Genomic DNA, 16,915 nt, shown 5'->3' on the forward strand with positions numbered 1-16,915 from the left:
GTTATGGAAGAGAGAAAAGTGGTTTCCATAGAAGATCGCATTCCAAAACTTAAGCAGACGAGACGTAAAAAAGCGAATCGTCGTTTGATTTTCTATTTAACTATTCTTTTTTTGCTGATTGCGACCGTGGTCTATCTCCAGTCGCCACTCAGCAATGTTCGAAATATTGTTGTAGAAGGCGAGTATCACGTATCGAAAGAAGAAATTATGGAGCTTGCCGGTGTAACCCAGGATACGAATTACTGGAAAGTAGATGCCGAAGAAATGAAAAAGCAGATCGAATCTCATAAGGAGATTACTTTCGCATCCATTGACCGTTCTTTTCCAAACACTGTCCATATTGAAGTGAAAGAGGCTGAAAGAATTGGGTATGTTCAGGAAAATGGCAAATTTTACGCCATTATGGAAGACGGGACAAGGCTGGAAGGAGATACGGCTCTACCGGGCGGTGACGCCCCAATCCTTGCTGGTTTTTCTAAAAAGACATACCTTAAAGAAATGTCCCATGAGTTGAAAGAACTTCCAGTAAGTGTGTCCAACCTCATCTCGGAAATTCAATGGGAACCAAAAGATGGCAACCCTTATCAGATTCGTCTCTATATGAATGATGGCTTTCAAGTACAGGCGTCGATTCGTAATTTTTCTGAAAAGATGCCCGCCTATCCTTCCATTGTATCTCAATTGGACGAAGAGGCAGAAGGAGTCATACATATTGATGTAGGGGCGTATTTCGAGGAATTCTCTTCGGAAGAAAACGGTGATGAAGAGGAGAGCACAGATGAGACTGCTGTGGAAGAGGAGAGCACAGATGAAACTGCTGTGGAAGAGGAGAGCACAGATGAAACTGCTGTGGAAGAGTAAGTCGGTTATATTGTCTCTCGTTTTATTGATCACAGGTTTCCTCATTAGTTACAGCTATCAGCATACGAAGAGTGGTCCTGAAATGGTCCGTGTAAACGAGTCGCAGTGGGAAAAAGAGTATTTTTATCAGCAGCAGTTGTTAGACTTGGAAAAAAAGAATAAAGAGCTTCGTGATGAGTTGAAAGCTAAGCGGGAAACCATTCAGGGTTTTGAAAGCGAATGGGCAGACAAAGAAGAGATGGTGTCCGACTTAGTCGAACGTAAGAAGAAGCTGCAAATGTTTGCAGGTGAAATTCCTGTACAGGGCGAAGGGGTGGAAGTCACGTTAAGTGATGCAGCCTATATCCCTGAGAACGATCAGGTTAATCAGTATATCGTTCATGAAAGTCACATTCACAAGGTGTTGAATGAACTTTTAAGTGCAGGAGCAAAAGCCATTTCTATCAATGGCCAGCGTTATATGAAAGATAGTTATATTGCCTGTACGGGACCAGTGATTACCCTGGATGGAGTTCAGCATCCGGCTCCTTTCATTATATCAGCAATAGGAGACTCGGACGTACTTTTTTCAAGTATGAACTTAACCGGCGGCGTTGTCGACCAGCTGGTCAATGAAAATGTAGAAGTAGAATTTTCTAAAGAAACTCAAGTAGAAATGAAGGCGAGGCTCTCTACTGAAGGGTGAGCAGCATGAGGAGAAGAACAAAATGGCTGGTCTCTGTCGTGTTCCTGCTTATCGGTTTTATGGTGGCGGTCCAGTTTCAAACAACATCTTATGAAACCCAGTTAAGGGATACGCGCGATATATGGGAAGTCCGCGAAGAGTTGAACCGCCAGCAGGAAGCTCAGCAGGAGCTGCTTAAGAAAATTAACGCAGCAGATCAAACGATAGAAAACTATGAAAAGCAATCTTCAAAGGAGCAGTTAGAAACATTAAAAGAATCAATGGAAGTTCTTGAAGATAAAGTTGGATTATCTAAAAAAGAGGGTGGGGGATTAGAAATAACTATTGCTCCTATATTTCAAGAGGATTTAAGTGTTCAGTCCTTTCCTAAAGTATCCCCCCTATTACTAAGCCGCTTTATTAATGAACTTAACACGTATGGTGCTCAAGACATCAGCGTGGGAAATGAACGCATTTCAATGATTTCACCAATCAGAGATGTGAATGGGGCGACTTACGTGAATAATCGTCCAGTGGGGTCCCTTCCCATAACAATCAAGGTGCTTACAAGTGATCCTCAAAAACTAAAGGATTATATGGAAGCAAGTCCAACACAGGATATCTTCAACATGGACAATATGGAAATCCAGTTCGAATTAAAAGAGAAGTTGGTCCTTCCAAAGTTCGATGATCCGTTGTATCTTGAAATATTAGAAGAAACTGGTGGTTAATGTGTGGTTGCCCATTCTTTTTTTGCTGATCGGTGTAACGCTGGGAATCTTAACGGATATACGAATACCGGACGCCTATACAGATTATTTATCCATTGCTGTTTTAGCCGCCTTTGATACGCTGTTAGGCGGGATAAGGGCTCAGCTGGAGAAAACATTTGATGATACGGTCTTTCTCACAGGGTTCTTTTTTAACGTATCGCTGGCAGCGCTGTTGGCTTTTCTCGGCGTTCAGTTAGGGGTCGATCTTTATTTGGCTGCCGTGTTTGCCTTTGGAGTCCGGCTCTTTAAGAACTTAGCGATTATCCGAAGAATTGTAATTGACCAAAAATTGCTAATGAAAATTAGAAAAAAATAAGCGTATTTAAGAGGATATTAACGAAAGTCTGTGGAAAACAACTAATGAACTGGTTTTTCATGTAACATATGTAAGGAAGAGAACCGCGTAATATATCATTTCATTTACGTTTATATTGCAATGATTGTATTTTTCGCGTGAATTCGATATGCTTTGAACTACTCATATGGCTTGTTACAGGAGGTGCGTCACTGGTGAATCAAAATGAAATACTAGTAAGTTTAGATATAGGCACAAGTCGAATTAAAGTAATAATAGGTGAAATTATGAATGACAGCCTCAATATCATTGGGGTAGGAACAGCAAAGTCTAATGGAATGAAAAAAGGCGCAATCGTAGACATAGATCAAACGGTCCATTCCATCCGCTCAGCTGTTGAGCAGGCAGAACGCATGGTGGATATGAAAATTGATCGTGTCGTTGTAGGTGTGAATGGGAACCATATTCAACTGCAGCCTTGTCATGGGGTTGTCGCCGTTTCTAGTGAAACGAGAGAAATTGGCAATGAAGATATTACAAGAGTCATTGATGCTGCTCAAGTTTTATCCATTCCGCCGGAGCGGGAAATCATAGATGTCATCCCACGCCAATTTATTGTGGATGGCCAGGATGAAATTACCGATCCTCGAGGCATGATCGGGGTAAGACTCGAAATGGAAGGCATGATTATCACCTGCGCAAAAACCGTTTTACATAATACGTTAAAATGTGTAGAACGAGCAGGTCTGGAAGTGTTGGATGTTTGTCTTCAGCCGTTAGCTTCTGGGACTGTATCGTTATCTGCCGATGAAACCAATCTGGGGGTAGCTCTCATTGATGTCGGGGGAGGTTCTACCACTATATCTGTTTTTGAGGAAGGTCATCTGAAAGGGACAAGCATGGTTCCTTTTGGCGGCGACAACATTACAAAGGATTTATCGATCGGCCTTCGTACATCTACAGAAGAAGCAGAGCAGGTAAAAGTTGAACATGGCCATGCTTTTTTTGATGATGCGAATGAAGAGGAAAACTTTTCCGTCACAATTATAGGAAGTAATCGCCAACAGGCATTCAATCAATTGCAAATCTCTGATATGATTGAAGCTAGACTAGAAGAAATTTTCGTATTTGCCGCACAGGAAATACAGAAGATGGGTGTACGAGAACTTCCAGGAGGCTTTGTGCTTACTGGTGGAACCATGAATATGCCTGGAGTATTAGAACTTGCTCAGGATGTATTCCATGCGAACGTAAGGCTCGCCATTCCGGATTACATTGGTGTCCGGGAGCCGCAGTTTACAAGCGGCGTAGGTATCTTGCAATTCGCTTATCGTAATGCGAAAATACAAGGAAAAGAGATCTTTCCTTCTGTCTCAGATGATTATCAGGAAAAACCTCAGCCGAAAAAGCAGAAACGTTCGGTTAAACAACAGCCGAAAGAAGAAAAAGAGAAACCAGAAAAGAAAAAAGAATCAGGCTTCAGTAATCTCTTGAAGTATTTCTTTGATTAAAGAACAAGTTTGAGTCGGTCGATCGACGGACGAAATAATAAATCTTGTAATCTCGTGTATTAGGAGGAACGGAAGATGTTAGATTTTGATACAAGCATGGATCAACTGGCAACCATTAAAGTAATTGGAGTAGGCGGTGGCGGAAGCAACGCTGTCAACCGAATGATCGAGCACGGTGTTCAAGGCGTTGAATTTATCGCTGTCAACACGGACGCCCAAGCCCTTAACCTTTCAAAAGCAGAAGTTAAAATGCAGATTGGCGGTAAGTTAACACGCGGTCTTGGAGCGGGTGCAAATCCGGAAGTAGGTAGAAAAGCAGCGGAAGAAAGTAAAGAACAGATTGAAGAAGCGCTTCAGGGCGCCGACATGGTCTTTGTTACAGCTGGTATGGGCGGCGGAACAGGTACAGGTGCTGCTCCTGTTATTGCTCAAGTAGCAAAAGAGCTTGGTGCTCTGACTGTCGGAGTCGTTACACGTCCATTCACATTCGAAGGTCGTAAGCGTTCCACACAGGCAACCGGCGGGATTGAAGGACTAAAAGGTGCGGTCGATACACTCATCGTCATCCCGAACGATCGTCTTCTTGAAATCGTTGATAAAAATACACCAATGCTTGAAGCCTTCCGCGAAGCGGATAATGTGCTTCGTCAAGGTGTCCAGGGTATTTCAGACTTAATCGCTGTTCCTGGATTGATCAACGTTGACTTTGCCGACGTGAAAACAATCATGGTGGACAAAGGTTCAGCTCTTATGGGAATCGGAATTGCTACAGGTGAAAGCCGTGCGGCAGAAGCTGCTAAAAAAGCAATTTCCTCACCATTGCTTGAAACTTCCATTGATGGTGCCCATGGTGTTCTTATGAACATCAGCGGCGGTGCGAATTTAAGTCTTTATGAGGTTCAGGAAGCCGCTGATATTGTAACTTCAGCAGCAGACCAGGAAGTGAACGTAATTTTTGGTTCCGTCATTAATGAGAATCTTAAAGATGAAATCGTTGTAACGGTTATTGCTACTGGTTTTGATGAATCTCAGCTTGCTCAGGGACAACAGAAAAAACGTCCTGCAGTAAATCCTGTAAATCAGCAGAAGCCTTCACCATCACCATCTCAACAGCCGCAGGAGCGCAACGTACGGGAAGAACAGCCTCGTCGTGAATCTCCGCAGCCACAACAGAAATCAAACAATCAAGAGGAAGATACACTTGATATCCCGACATTCCTAAGAAACAGAAATCGTCGTCGATAAACAATAAGCAAACCCGCTGCACTCAACCGAGTGCAGCGGGTTTTTTATGTTTTATACCTTTTATTTTGGTTCTGTTAAACTTTGTTGATGATATTTCACAAATCAGATTTTTACTATATGGGAGGATTGTGAAAGACTCGATTTCGAGATGATTTTAAGGAGATTGGGGGCGGAGGGGAATGACTCGCTTTCTGCGGGAGTGCTTTGAATCCCCTCGGACTGCTTCCTGTGGGATGTACATGAAAGGTGAGATCCCGCAGGAAAGCGAGCCCTTCTCTAATCCTAATTCTTTTCTAAAGTAAGGTCCATAAGATTACCCTGGAACCTGTATGATTGTTGATACATAACTCATTTTTCTATCCCGTACACGCTTCTACAAAACTTGCTAGTAGCTGGTTCAGATTATGACAGACTTTTTATACGGACGGGCTTATACTTTCATTAACAGCAAACACAGAGGGAGGGGAGAGAGGATTATATACCTGGATGCTGTTTGGTTGCTCAATCTGTTGATGGATGGCATGATTTTATCGCTTACGCAGGGGATAACGAGAGCGAAATCATCAAGGACACGGATGGTATGCGGTGCGTTTGTTGCTTCAACGATTGTACCTATTACTATTTATATGCCTCATTCGTGGTTGGTGAGCAGTGTCGGAAAGCTTGTTTTTTCGATGCTCATCATTTGGGTAGCCTTTTCTTATACCTCTCTCCGGGCGTTTTTTGTTCAGTGGATCAGCTTTTATTTTGTTACCTTTGCTATCGGTGGAGGCATGTTGGGCGTTCATTATTTCCTGGCGTCAGAAGTCAGCCTGCAGGGGGGATCGGTCGTAACCTTTCGCGGTGGGTATGGTGATCCGGTCAGTTGGCTCTTTGTCGTTATAGGTTTTCCGTGTTCTTATTTTTTTACAAAATGGCGGTTGAATCAGGTCAGCGTTCACAAGATGAAAATGGAAGAAATTTATGATGTGACCGTGGAATGGAATGGGAAAATGGCTCATTGTAAAGGGTTGGTCGATAGTGGAAACCAATTAACGGACCCTGTGACTCGGAAGATGGTTTTTTTAGCTGATCCGTTCGTATGGGAACAGCTTTTTTCAAAGGAACAGCTGGAAGCTCTGAAGGTAGATACGGTTGTTACTTCGATGGATGATCTTCCAGATGATATCCAATCATCCATAAGACTCATTCCTTATCAGGCAGCCGGCGTTTCAGGACAGCTGCTTTTGACTTTGCTTGTCGACAAAATAACCGTCCAAACAAGTGAAGGAGATTTAGAACTCAAACAGCCTTTGGTAGGGGTTCAGCATCAAGATTTGACACACGATCGTCTTTATCAAATGCTTATTCATCCACACATTATGGTAAAGGGAAAATCAGCGTGATTTCAGGAGGGGGATTTGATGTTCAAGTGGTTCTTTAAGGCGCGGCTATGGTATTATCGTTTACTTATGAAGTTAGGTATTAAGCAGGATGAGATTTATTATATAGGAGGAAGTGAAGCTCTTCCTCCTCCATTATCAAGGGAAGAAGAAAAAGAACTGCTCGAACGTTTACCTAAAGGGGATAAAGCAGCCCGGGCAATGTTAATTGAACGGAACCTTCGTCTTGTTGTTTATATTGCAAGGAAGTTTGAAAACACAGGGTTAAACATAGAAGATTTAATCAGCATCGGAACCATCGGCCTGATTAAAGCGGTAAATACGTTTGATCCAGAGAAAAAAATTAAACTGGCCACCTATGCATCCCGATGCATTGAAAACGAGATTTTAATGCACCTTCGTAAAAGCAATAAGCTGAAAACAGAAGTTTCCTTTGATGAACCCTTGAACGTCGATTGGGATGGAAATGAACTGCTTTTATCGGATATTCTTGGTACAGATGAGGACCTTATTACAAAAGGAATTGAAAAGAAAATTGATAAAAAACTGCTGAAATCAGCCCTTGAACAGTTAAATGATCGAGAGAAACAGATTATGGAACTCCGCTTTGGATTAATAGGAAAAAAAGAAAAAACACAGAAAGATGTCGCGGACATGATGGGGATCTCACAATCCTATATATCAAGGCTTGAGAAGAAGATTATCAGACGACTGCAGCGAGAATTCGACAAAATGGTCTAAAAGCATGTCACACCTCCATGCATAAAATCCCCACCCAGGGAGATACTGAGAACTGATTACAGCTTCCTGGGAGGGTCTTACATTGACACGACATAAAGTAGAGATATGCGGCGTAGATACATCAAAACTTCCGGTACTGAAGAATACAGAAATGAGAGACCTGTTTGAACGCTTGCAAAGTGGAGAACTGGAAGCCAGAGAAACATTGGTTAATGGAAATCTCCGTCTAGTATTGTCTGTGATTCAGCGCTTTAACAATCGAGGAGAGTATGGAGACGATTTGTTCCAGGTGGGATGTATCGGTCTCATGAAATCCATTGATAACTTTGATTTGAGCCACAATGTCAAGTTTTCTACTTACGCTGTACCCATGATCATCGGAGAAATCCGCAGATATCTGCGTGATAATAACCCTATTCGTGTTTCCCGGTCGTTACGGGACACGGCTTATAAGGCTCTCCAAATGAGAGAGAAGATGATCGGTGAAACGAGTAAAGATCCTGCCCCACACGAAATCGCAGACCGTATGGGTGTACCACATGAAGATGTCGTATTTGCGATGGATGCCATTCAAGACCCGGTATCCTTGTTTGAACCGATTTACAACGATGGTGGAGATCCCATCTTTGTTGTCGATCAGCTGAAAGACGACCGGGAAAAAGATTCTGTCTGGCTCGATGAGCTGTCTTTAAGAGAAGGTATGAAAAAATTAAACGAGCGCGAAAAAATGATTTTAACCAAGCGTTTCTTTCAAGGGAAGACACAAATGGAAGTTGCTGAGGAAATAGGCATTTCCCAGGCACAAGTATCACGCTTAGAAAAAGCGGCAATTAAAGAAATGAATTCATCCATGTTTCAGTAGACAATCAGCACTTTTGCTCAGGCGAAAGTGCTTTTTTATTTTTAATTTACACGGTCGTGTCTTAAATTTCATAGGCCTTAACTTTAACTGAGTAGAGGGGTTGACGGGAGAAAGCCTTCTCACTCACCTTGTTCGCTCCGGGGTCTCGTCGACCTCTTTCTCCCGCAGGAGTCTCCCCGTTCCCCTTCATACCTGATTATATTGTTGCGCTCGGCACGCCCACCGCCTATTTCTGTCACTCTTCAAATAAAAGAAGTGGACTGGAAACTGCACAACTTGTGGGTGAAAGAGCCTGGGTGAGACCCCAAGGCCGGCTTTACCGGCTAAGGAGGATCCGTTTACAAGGGAAATTCAATTAAGTTCGGCACGTCAATAGCCAACATCAAACGACTCTGCATAGTAGAGAGCCAAAAGTGAGTGGTTTCCCAGCCCACTTTACATTTAACGAAAGCGAAGGGGAATATCTCTCAAAACATAGATCTTCAACAATGCTGCTCATTTTCCTTTACTATTATAAATAGAATAACACCCAAAGGTTTACATCCCCATTTGATAAAAAGTGTATTGGTTTCTTTAATCAAATTCCCGGCGGATCGTTTTTTCTATTCTCCCGTTATTATGCATATAGTACACTAAGGAGTGTGAGGCCAGATGAAAATTACAGAACTGCAGATGAAAGATGTTATTGCAATGGAGACAGGAGAACGGCTGGGGTATATCAGCGACCTTGACATAGATACACAAAGGGGCCGCCTGAAAGGACTCGTATTAACACTTAAAGGGAAGGCAATGGGTCTTTTTGGAAAAGAAGAAGAACTGACCATTCCGTGGGACCAGATCGTTAACATAGGGGCAGATGTCATCTTAGTAAAAAAGTCGGCCTATAAAGGAATTCCAACATCACAAAAGACCGATTCAGACGAATAAAACAAGAAATAAGATGAAAAATGTGTTAAAATGGATTGAAATTGAGGTGGTAAATCAATGGAACCCTTCAAACAGAAATCAATCAGGCAATACCGTTGCTTTGATTCCTACACGAATATCACAGCAGGGTTAACAACACGAAATGGAGGACACAGCGAACCTCCGTTTGATACATTAAACATGGGGCTCCATGTTTCTGATGATTCAGAAAAGGTTATCCGAAACCGGAACCGTTTAGCAGAAGAACTGGACTTGTCCATGAAGCAATGGATCATTGGAGAACAAGTTCACGGAACAAAGATTCAAGTTGTCGACCGCTCGATGACGGGGTCTGGTGCGTTGTCATTAGACTCAGCTGTTCAAGGGGTGGATGGACTCATAACAAACGAAACCGATCTTGTTCTTGGCGCTTTTTATGCGGATTGTGTCCCTTTATATTTTTATGACCCTGTAGCGGAATGGGTGGGAATTGCCCATGCAGGCTGGAAAGGGACTGTAAATGGAATGGCTGCCGAGATGGTCAACGCTCTTCGGGAAAAGGGCTGTCATCCAAAAAATATCCAGGCTGTAGTGGGACCATCCATCAGCCAGAGACACTATGAAGTTGATCAGAAAGTGATGGATCATATTCCGGATCCCTACAAACAGGTGTGTGCTGAAAAAAATGCAGCCGGTAAGTATCAACTGGATTTAAAGGCTCTTCATAAAAAGATCATGATAGAGAATGGAGTGCCTGAAGGAAATATACAGGTGTCAGGGGCATGTACATACGAGGAAAAGACGTTGTTTTATTCCCATCGACGCGATCAGGGGAAAACAGGGCGCATGCTCGGTTTTATAGCTTTGAGAGCTTGATTGGCGGGAAGGAGTTTAGAAATGTCGGTTAAAGAAAATCTAGCAGAGATTAAAGAGAATATTGGACAGGCCTGTAAGCATACCGGGCGGAATATCGAAGAGATTTCAATTATTGCCGTAACCAAATATGTTTCCACAGAAAGGGCTGAGGAAGCCCTTGATGCCGGCCTGATTCATTTAGGTGAAAACCGTAAAGAGGGGCTGCTTGAAAAGTACGAAACGATTGGTGATCGAGCAACCTGGCACTTTATAGGCACACTGCAGTCAAGAAAAGTGAAGGATATCATTAATCAGGTTTCTATGATTCATTCCCTTGACCGTAAGTCACTTGCAAAAGAAATAAATAAACGCGCATCTTCACCGGTGCCGTGTTTTGTACAGGTGAACATTAGTGAAGAAGACTCAAAACATGGGCTTCAGGCATCTGAAGTTGAATCGTTTGTTGATGAACTGCAGACATATGAAAATGTGAAAATCGTAGGATTGATGACAATGGCTCCTCATATTGAGGATGAAGAGAAACTACGCGGCGTCTTCCGGCAGCTGCGGGCACTGAGGGATCGGATTAGAAATAAAGGGTACGCCCATGCTCCATGCGAGTACCTATCAATGGGGATGAGCAATGATTACAAGCTTGCCATTGAAGAAGGGGCTACACATATCCGCCTGGGCTCGAGCTTAGTCGGTGAATAATAAAAGTGAGAGGTGACCATGATGAGCATGAAAAATAAATTCCGTTCTTTTTTTACGCTGGATGATGAATACGAATACATTGAAGAGGAAGTGGAAGAGGAGGAGGAAGAACCTTCTTCTCAGCAGAGAAACTCACGAAAGCAGGAGACAGGAAATGTCGTCAGCTTGAAAAGTGCCAAGTCTTCTTCCAAAATGGTTTTAAGTGAGCCAAGCAGTTATAACGAAGCTCAAAACATTGCTGATCAGCTGGTAAATAGACGGGCGGTTGTCATTAATCTGCAGCGCGTGGACCATACCCAGGCAAAGAGAATTGTAGATTTTTTAAGTGGAACCGTATATGCTATAGGTGGAGATATTCAGAAGCTGGGGACCCAGACATTCCTCTGCACCCCGGATAACGTGGAGATTTCCGGATCGATTTCAGAAATCATGGCACAGGAAGAAGATGACATTAATAGAAGGTGGTAAGACATGGCGTTTTTGTTTAATATTCTAATGACTGCACTACAGATATACAGTTGGGTTCTCATCATTTATATCTTGATGTCCTGGTTCCCGGGAGCGAGAGAATCCAGTTTCGGTCAAATCATGGCAAGGCTGGCTGAGCCATTTTTAGAACCGTTTCGAAAGATTATCCCGCCGCTTGGGATGATCGATATTTCCCCGATCGTTGCTATTCTTGTATTGCGCTTTGCCTCCTCAGGCTTAAGAGAGCTTTACTGGATGATCGCAGGATTATAAAATAAGGAACAGGTGTAGAGCAGGAGTGATCGGCTCTTCTATCTGTTCCTTTTGTTAGTTAGGGAGGTTTAGTTGTGGACATTTACCAGCATTTTAGAAAAGAAGAGCGCCCGTTTATAGATCAAGTACTATCCTGGCGTGAAGATGTAACATTTAAATACCAGCGTAAACTCAGCGATTTTCTCAATCCCAGGGAGCAGATGATTGTAAACGCAGTGATGGGAAATACTTCGGACTTAGTCTATGGAATGGAAGGCGGAGCGGAGACAAGTGAACGGAAACGAGCGATTATAGCTCCCGAATACGAAATGATAGAAAAGGATGACTATCAAATAACTTTGCTTGAAGCATCATATCCTGATAAGTTCGTAACTCTGGAACACAGAGACGTGTTAGGAGCTTTTATGTCTCTCGGCATCCGCCGGGAGAAGGTGGGGGACCTGGTTGTACAGGATGGCACCATTCAAATGACAGTCGCTTCTGAAATCAGCGATTACATAAAGATGAATTTGACCGGTATCAAAAAATCAACCATTGATTTTCAGGAGAAGCCCCTCACTGACCTTATGGAGAGCAGAGAAAAATGGATAACAAGAGAAACAACCGTATCTTCGCTGCGTCTGGATGTGATCGTCAAGGAGATATACGGCATGTCCCGGAAAAAAGCAAGTATGTTTATCGAAGGCGGTCACGTAAAAGTGAATTTCCGGACAGTAGAGGATACGTCCTTCTCCCTTGAACCCGGGGATCTTATTTCGTTAAGAGGGAAAGGAAGGAGCCGTCTGGATGAAGTGACCGGCCAGACAAAGAAAGAGAAATATAAAATCATGACTGCAAAATTAAATTAATTGAACAATGTAGCAGGAATTCGTTTTTTTATGTCGAAAAAGATTTAGTACACAGAAGAGTTGGGGAGGTGGCTGGTGTGCCTTTAACACCATTGGATATTCATAATAAAGAATTCACAAGAGGCTTCCGCGGATACGATGAAGATGAGGTCAATGAATTTCTTGACCAGGTGATCAAAGATTATGAAATTGTGATCCGTCAAAAGAAAGAACTGGAGCGGGAAGTCAGTCAGCTGAATGAGCGGCTGGGTCATTTCAATGACATCGAAACAACATTAAATAAATCGATCCTCGTTGCACAGGAAACCGCTGAAGGTGTCAAAAGCAGTGCAAGTAAGGAATCGAAACTGATTGTGAAAGAGGCAGAGAAGAATGCCGACCGCATCATCAATGAAGCCCTGGAAAAATCCCGTCGTATTTCCATTGAAGTGGAAGATATGAAGAAGCAGGCGAAGGTGTTCAAGACACGCTTACGCATGCTCGTTGAGGCTCAAATTGATATGATAGAGAATAATGACTGGGATCATCTATTTGATACAGACATCGATAATGAAAAAGAAGTAGAACGTAAAATGGAACAGGAGTACAGTTCGCAGACATAAGAGTCGGCCGTACATAATGAAATCATCCATTTATTTATACAAAAGGCATCGTTCTGAACAGGGCGGTGTCTTTTTATTGCCTTCATACGCCTGCAGGTCAACTTTTGTGATACAATAGCTTAGGAATAAGATTCATGGAGGACGCTTATGTATGTGTATTATATCGTAGCCATAGCCATTCTCATTCTTGATCAATGGACGAAATGGCTCGTCGTTACAAAAATGAACATCGGTCAATCGATACCGATTATAGAAAATTTCTTTTATCTGACATCTCACCGTAACCAGGGAGCGGCCTGGGGGATATTGCAGGGACAGATGTGGTTTTTCTATATTATAACCATCGTTGTCATTGGATTTGTCATTTATTACTTACATCAATATGGAAAACAGAGTCGCTTTGTGGGGACAGCCCTTGCTTTCATTTTAGCAGGAGCCATTGGGAACTTTATCGATCGCATCTTCCGAAAAGAAGTGGTTGATTTTGCAAATACGTATATTTTTACGTATGATTTTCCTATTTTCAACGTTGCCGATTCGGCGCTTGTCATCGGGGTCATTTTTATAATGATTGCTACCTTCGTGGATGAGCGTAAAAAGAAAGGAAGTTTAAACTCTTGAGTGAACAATACGTAGTAACTGAGCAGGATCAATCAAAACGGATTGATAAATTATTAACAGACGTTATCGCTGACTCTTCCAGGTCCCAGATTCAAGGGTGGCTGAAAAGTGATGTCGTCCTTGTCGATGGAAAAGCGGTGAAAAGCAATTATAAAGTGCAGGCAGGGGATACAATCACCTGGCACATTCCAGAGCCCGAACCGATGGATATTCTTCCAGAAAACATTGAACTTGACATCGTTTTTGAAGATGAAGATGTGATTGTCGTAAATAAGCCTTCTGGTATGGTGATTCATCCATCCGCCGGTCATTATTCAGGAACACTCGTTAACGCTCTTTTATACCACTGTCAGGATCTCTCTGGTATTAATGGTGTTGAGCGGCCAGGCATTGTGCACCGCATTGATAAAGACACTAGCGGTCTTTTGATGGTTGCGAAGAACGATCTGGCTCATAAGTCGCTTGCTGAGCAGCTTTCACAGAAGAGCGTCGAACGGAAATACGAAGCGATTGTCCATGGAGAGATTCCTCACGAATACGGGACGATTGATGCGCCAATTGGCAGAGATACAAAAGATCGTCAGAAAATGGCGGTTGTCGATGGAGGCAGGGATGCGGTTACTCATTTCCGTGTTCTTCGTCATTTTACAGATTTCACGCTTGTAGAGTGTACGTTGGAGACAGGGCGTACGCACCAGATTCGTGTTCATATGCGCTATATCAGCCATCCGCTTGCAGGGGACCCTAAATATGGTCCTCGGAAGACATTAGACCTTAATGGACAGGCGCTTCATGCAAAATCATTAGGATTTGAACATCCACGTACAGGCGAATGGATCAAATTTGAAGTAGAACCACCAAAGGACTTCCAAGATACGTTAACGTATTTAAAGACAAGAGAATAATAAAAAAAGAGAATCATGATTGACAAACAGGAATAGGTTTGTCATAATCATCAATAGAATATAAAGACCTTTAAAGACAGTCCCGTGAGGCTGAAAAGGTGGCGGTGCATACACAGGATACGTGTAGACAAAACCCCTTTTCTGCCCTCATGCGGAAAAGGGGTTTTTTTGTAAAGGAGCGGTCACATGAATCCAAAAGCTACAGTCCTTGATGATGCAGCGATTCGCAGAGCGTTAACAAGAATCTCACATGAAATCATCGAAAAGAATAAAGGAGTCGAAGACCTCGTTCTGGTCGGGATCAAGACACGAGGCGTCCCGATCGCTCAACGATTAAAAAACAAAATCCAGGAAATTGAGGGAGCAGACGTGCCGGGCGGGGAACTTGACATCACGTTATATCGTGATGATTTAACACCGGAAAAACACGCAGCTGAACCTCAACTGAAAGACACGAACATTCAGGCCGATATAGATGGCAAAACCGTCATCCTCGTCGATGATGTCCTTTACACTGGTCGAACCGTGCGTGCCGCAATGGACGCTCTCATCGACCACGGACGTCCGAAAGAAATTCAGCTGGCTGTTCTAGTGGACCGCGGCCATAGAGAGCTGCCGATCCGCGCAGACTATGTAGGGAAAAATGTTCCTACATCTCAAGATGAAATCATCACCGTCACCCTCTCTGAAACAGATGAGAACGATGAAGTGAAGATTTTCGAAAAATAAAATGGAAACCTTTAAAAAAGTCCCGTGAGGCTTAAAAGGTTCGTAATGATACACGTGTAGGTTACACGTCTACCTCTTTGCGGCCTTTTAAGCGCAAAGAGGTTTTTTTATGGGCAAAGGAGGAGCAAATGATATGAAACAACATCAAGCCGCTTTAGAAGTTAATGAAGTACCACCCATGCACAAATGGCTCACTCTGAGTTTACAGCACTTATTTGCCATGTTTGGAGCAACCATTCTTGTCCCTTTTCTAACTGGATTATCACCATCAGTTGCGCTCGTTTCAAGTGGCTTTGGAACACTGGCGTATCTAATGATAACAAGAGGAAAGGTTCCCGCTTATCTTGGATCGAGCTTTGCATTTATCTATCCGATTATTGAAGCTTCAAAGTCAAGCGGAATTGCCGGCGCGATGGTAGGCAGTTTCCTTGTCGGTCTCGTTTACGGCCTTGTCGCCATCTTAATCTCTGTATTTGGGACGAAATGGTTAATGAACTTGCTGCCACCGGTTGTTGTAGGTCCGGTCATTATCGTCATCGGTCTTGGTTTAGCTTCCACTGCAGTTGATATGGCCATGTATCTGCCAGGTCAGGAAGAAAATATTTATAGCGGGACCCACTTTATGGTGGCTCTTGTTACACTTGCGATTACAGTCATCGCATCGATTTACTTTAAAGGGTTCTTCTCTCTGCTTCCGATTTTGTTCGGAATCATCGGAGGTTATGGATTCGCCATGACCCAGGGCATTGTCGACACAACCGGGATTCAGGAGGAGTGGGCGGCGATTGCAGCTGCCGGTTCATTCGCCGGCGTACTGAACGCCATTTTCCAAGTGCCGGACTTTGTCATTCCTTTTGTAGACTTTTCACCTTTGGATGTGTTCAGCTGGGAAATTGCTTTTCTTATGATTCCATTCGCTCTCGTGACCATTACAGAACACACAGGGGATCAAATGGTGTTATCGAAGGTAGTCGGAAAAAACTTCCTCAAAAATCCAGGTCTTGACAAATCCATTCTGGGAGATGGCGCGGCTACGTTTATTGCCTCCTGTCTTGGAGGACCGCCAAACACAACGTACGGAGAGAATATCGGCGTTCTTGCGATTACAAGAGTTTACAGTGTCTTCGTTATCGGTGGTGCGGCTGTAATTGCCATCATCTTTGGGTTCATTGGAATGGTTACAGCTGTCATCAGCTCAATACCAACAGCTGTCATGGGCGGGGTTTCTATCCTGCTTTTCGGAATTATCGCTTCAAGCGGGCTGCGTATGCTGATTGACAATCAAATTGATTTTGGAGAGAAAAGAAATCTGATTATCTCTTCCGTTATCCTTGTTATCGGAGTGGGAGGAGCTTATATCCAGGTGACAGACCGTGTGCAGATCGCAGGAATGGCGCTTGCAGCCATTATCGGAATCTTGCTCAACCTCATCCTGCCAGGGAAAGAAAAGAGCATGGGGAATGGAAACATGTTTGAAGCACCTGGAGAAGAAAAAGAGAAAAGTAAAGAATATGATGTAGCGTAAACCAACACTCACACACGTTTTAACCGAGTCCCGAGAGGCTCAGAAAGGTGTACTAGGGATTGGCTCGTTTGCTATGCGACGAGCAGAGGCACCCCCAGACACCTGGGGGTGCCTTTTTCATTAGTGTACCGATTT

The 16,915-nt window shown here is 43.3% G+C and carries 20 protein-coding genes; all 20 read left to right on the forward strand.

Annotated elements, in window-relative coordinates; translation table 11 throughout:
* Positions 1 to 3: 3 nt before the first annotated feature.
* The 20 genes from LC036_RS03910 to LC036_RS04005 all read left to right on the forward strand — a co-directional run bounded on the left by LC036_RS03910 (position 4) and on the right by LC036_RS04005 (position 16,780).
* Positions 4 to 861 carry a cell division protein FtsQ/DivIB gene (locus LC036_RS03910; protein WP_226578500.1) on the forward strand — a complete coding sequence of 286 codons (858 nt, stop codon included), beginning with the start codon at positions 4 to 6 and terminating at the stop codon, positions 859 to 861.
* A complete protein-coding gene (locus tag LC036_RS03915) occupies positions 839 to 1,546 on the forward strand; it encodes a DUF881 domain-containing protein (protein WP_226578503.1) in 708 nt (235 codons plus the stop codon). Before LC036_RS03910 ends, LC036_RS03915 begins: the two co-directional genes overlap by 23 nt.
* A 5-nt stretch (positions 1,547 to 1,551) precedes the next feature.
* Positions 1,552 to 2,256 carry a DUF881 domain-containing protein gene (locus tag LC036_RS03920; protein WP_226578505.1) on the forward strand — a complete coding sequence of 235 codons (705 nt, stop codon included), beginning with the start codon at positions 1,552 to 1,554 and terminating at the stop codon, positions 2,254 to 2,256.
* Position 2,257: 1 nt separating this feature from the next.
* Complete coding sequence (locus LC036_RS03925; protein ID WP_226578508.1) at positions 2,258 to 2,614, forward strand: small basic family protein; 357 nt, start codon at positions 2,258 to 2,260, stop codon at positions 2,612 to 2,614.
* Positions 2,615 to 2,808: 194 nt separating this feature from the next.
* Positions 2,809 to 4,104, forward strand: a complete 1,296-nt coding sequence (ftsA, locus tag LC036_RS03930; protein WP_226578512.1) for a cell division protein FtsA — start codon at positions 2,809 to 2,811, stop codon at positions 4,102 to 4,104.
* A gap of 75 nt (positions 4,105 to 4,179) precedes the next feature.
* Positions 4,180 to 5,349: a cell division protein FtsZ gene (gene ftsZ / locus LC036_RS03935; protein ID WP_226578516.1), complete on the forward strand. Its 1,170-nt coding sequence runs from the start codon at positions 4,180 to 4,182 to the stop codon at positions 5,347 to 5,349.
* Between the two features lie 404 nt (positions 5,350 to 5,753).
* A complete protein-coding gene (gene spoIIGA / locus LC036_RS03940; RefSeq protein ID WP_226578519.1) occupies positions 5,754 to 6,734 on the forward strand; it encodes a sigma-E processing peptidase SpoIIGA in 981 nt (326 codons plus the stop codon).
* A gap of 18 nt (positions 6,735 to 6,752) precedes the next feature.
* On the forward strand, positions 6,753 to 7,472 hold the full coding sequence (sigE, locus tag LC036_RS03945) for an RNA polymerase sporulation sigma factor SigE (protein WP_226578523.1): 720 nt from the start codon (positions 6,753 to 6,755) through the stop codon (positions 7,470 to 7,472).
* An 82-nt stretch (positions 7,473 to 7,554) separates the two neighbouring features.
* Positions 7,555 to 8,334, forward strand: coding sequence for an RNA polymerase sporulation sigma factor SigG (sigG, locus tag LC036_RS03950; protein ID WP_226578525.1), 780 nt, complete (start codon positions 7,555 to 7,557; stop codon positions 8,332 to 8,334).
* Between the two features lie 651 nt (positions 8,335 to 8,985).
* On the forward strand, positions 8,986 to 9,261 hold the full coding sequence (locus LC036_RS03955; protein ID WP_226578529.1) for a YlmC/YmxH family sporulation protein: 276 nt from the start codon (positions 8,986 to 8,988) through the stop codon (positions 9,259 to 9,261).
* 57 nt (positions 9,262 to 9,318) lie between these two features.
* A complete protein-coding gene (gene pgeF, locus LC036_RS03960; RefSeq protein WP_226578532.1) occupies positions 9,319 to 10,116 on the forward strand; it encodes a peptidoglycan editing factor PgeF in 798 nt (265 codons plus the stop codon).
* A 21-nt stretch (positions 10,117 to 10,137) separates the two neighbouring features.
* Positions 10,138 to 10,809 carry a YggS family pyridoxal phosphate-dependent enzyme gene (locus tag LC036_RS03965; protein ID WP_226578535.1) on the forward strand — a complete coding sequence of 224 codons (672 nt, stop codon included), beginning with the start codon at positions 10,138 to 10,140 and terminating at the stop codon, positions 10,807 to 10,809.
* Positions 10,810 to 10,830: 21 nt separating this feature from the next.
* Positions 10,831 to 11,277: a cell division protein SepF gene (locus tag LC036_RS03970; protein ID WP_226578538.1), complete on the forward strand. Its 447-nt coding sequence runs from the start codon at positions 10,831 to 10,833 to the stop codon at positions 11,275 to 11,277.
* Positions 11,278 to 11,280: 3 nt separating this feature from the next.
* On the forward strand, positions 11,281 to 11,550 hold the full coding sequence (locus tag LC036_RS03975; protein ID WP_226578541.1) for a YggT family protein: 270 nt from the start codon (positions 11,281 to 11,283) through the stop codon (positions 11,548 to 11,550).
* A gap of 74 nt (positions 11,551 to 11,624) precedes the next feature.
* Positions 11,625 to 12,398 carry an RNA-binding protein gene (locus LC036_RS03980; protein ID WP_226578544.1) on the forward strand — a complete coding sequence of 258 codons (774 nt, stop codon included), beginning with the start codon at positions 11,625 to 11,627 and terminating at the stop codon, positions 12,396 to 12,398.
* 77 nt (positions 12,399 to 12,475) lie between these two features.
* Positions 12,476 to 13,000, forward strand: coding sequence for a DivIVA domain-containing protein (locus LC036_RS03985; protein WP_226578547.1), 525 nt, complete (start codon positions 12,476 to 12,478; stop codon positions 12,998 to 13,000).
* Positions 13,001 to 13,147: 147 nt separating this feature from the next.
* The gene (gene lspA, locus LC036_RS03990) at positions 13,148 to 13,621 is read left to right on the forward strand and encodes a signal peptidase II (protein ID WP_226578549.1); all 474 of its coding nucleotides are present in this window, start codon (positions 13,148 to 13,150) and stop codon (positions 13,619 to 13,621) included.
* Positions 13,618 to 14,526, forward strand: a complete 909-nt coding sequence (locus LC036_RS03995) for an RluA family pseudouridine synthase (RefSeq protein WP_226578551.1) — start codon at positions 13,618 to 13,620, stop codon at positions 14,524 to 14,526. Before lspA ends, LC036_RS03995 begins: the two co-directional genes overlap by 4 nt.
* 186 nt (positions 14,527 to 14,712) lie before the next feature.
* Complete coding sequence (gene pyrR / locus LC036_RS04000) at positions 14,713 to 15,255, forward strand: bifunctional pyr operon transcriptional regulator/uracil phosphoribosyltransferase PyrR (RefSeq protein ID WP_226578553.1); 543 nt, start codon at positions 14,713 to 14,715, stop codon at positions 15,253 to 15,255.
* A gap of 133 nt (positions 15,256 to 15,388) precedes the next feature.
* Entirely contained in the window at positions 15,389 to 16,780 is a 1,392-nt protein-coding gene (locus LC036_RS04005) for a solute carrier family 23 protein (RefSeq protein ID WP_226578555.1), read from the forward strand.
* Positions 16,781 to 16,915: the final 135 nt, after the last annotated feature.

Origin of the sequence: Halobacillus litoralis, from assembly GCF_020524025.1 — a bacterium.
GTDB lineage: Bacteria > Bacillota > Bacilli > Bacillales > Halobacillaceae > Halobacillus > Halobacillus litoralis_D.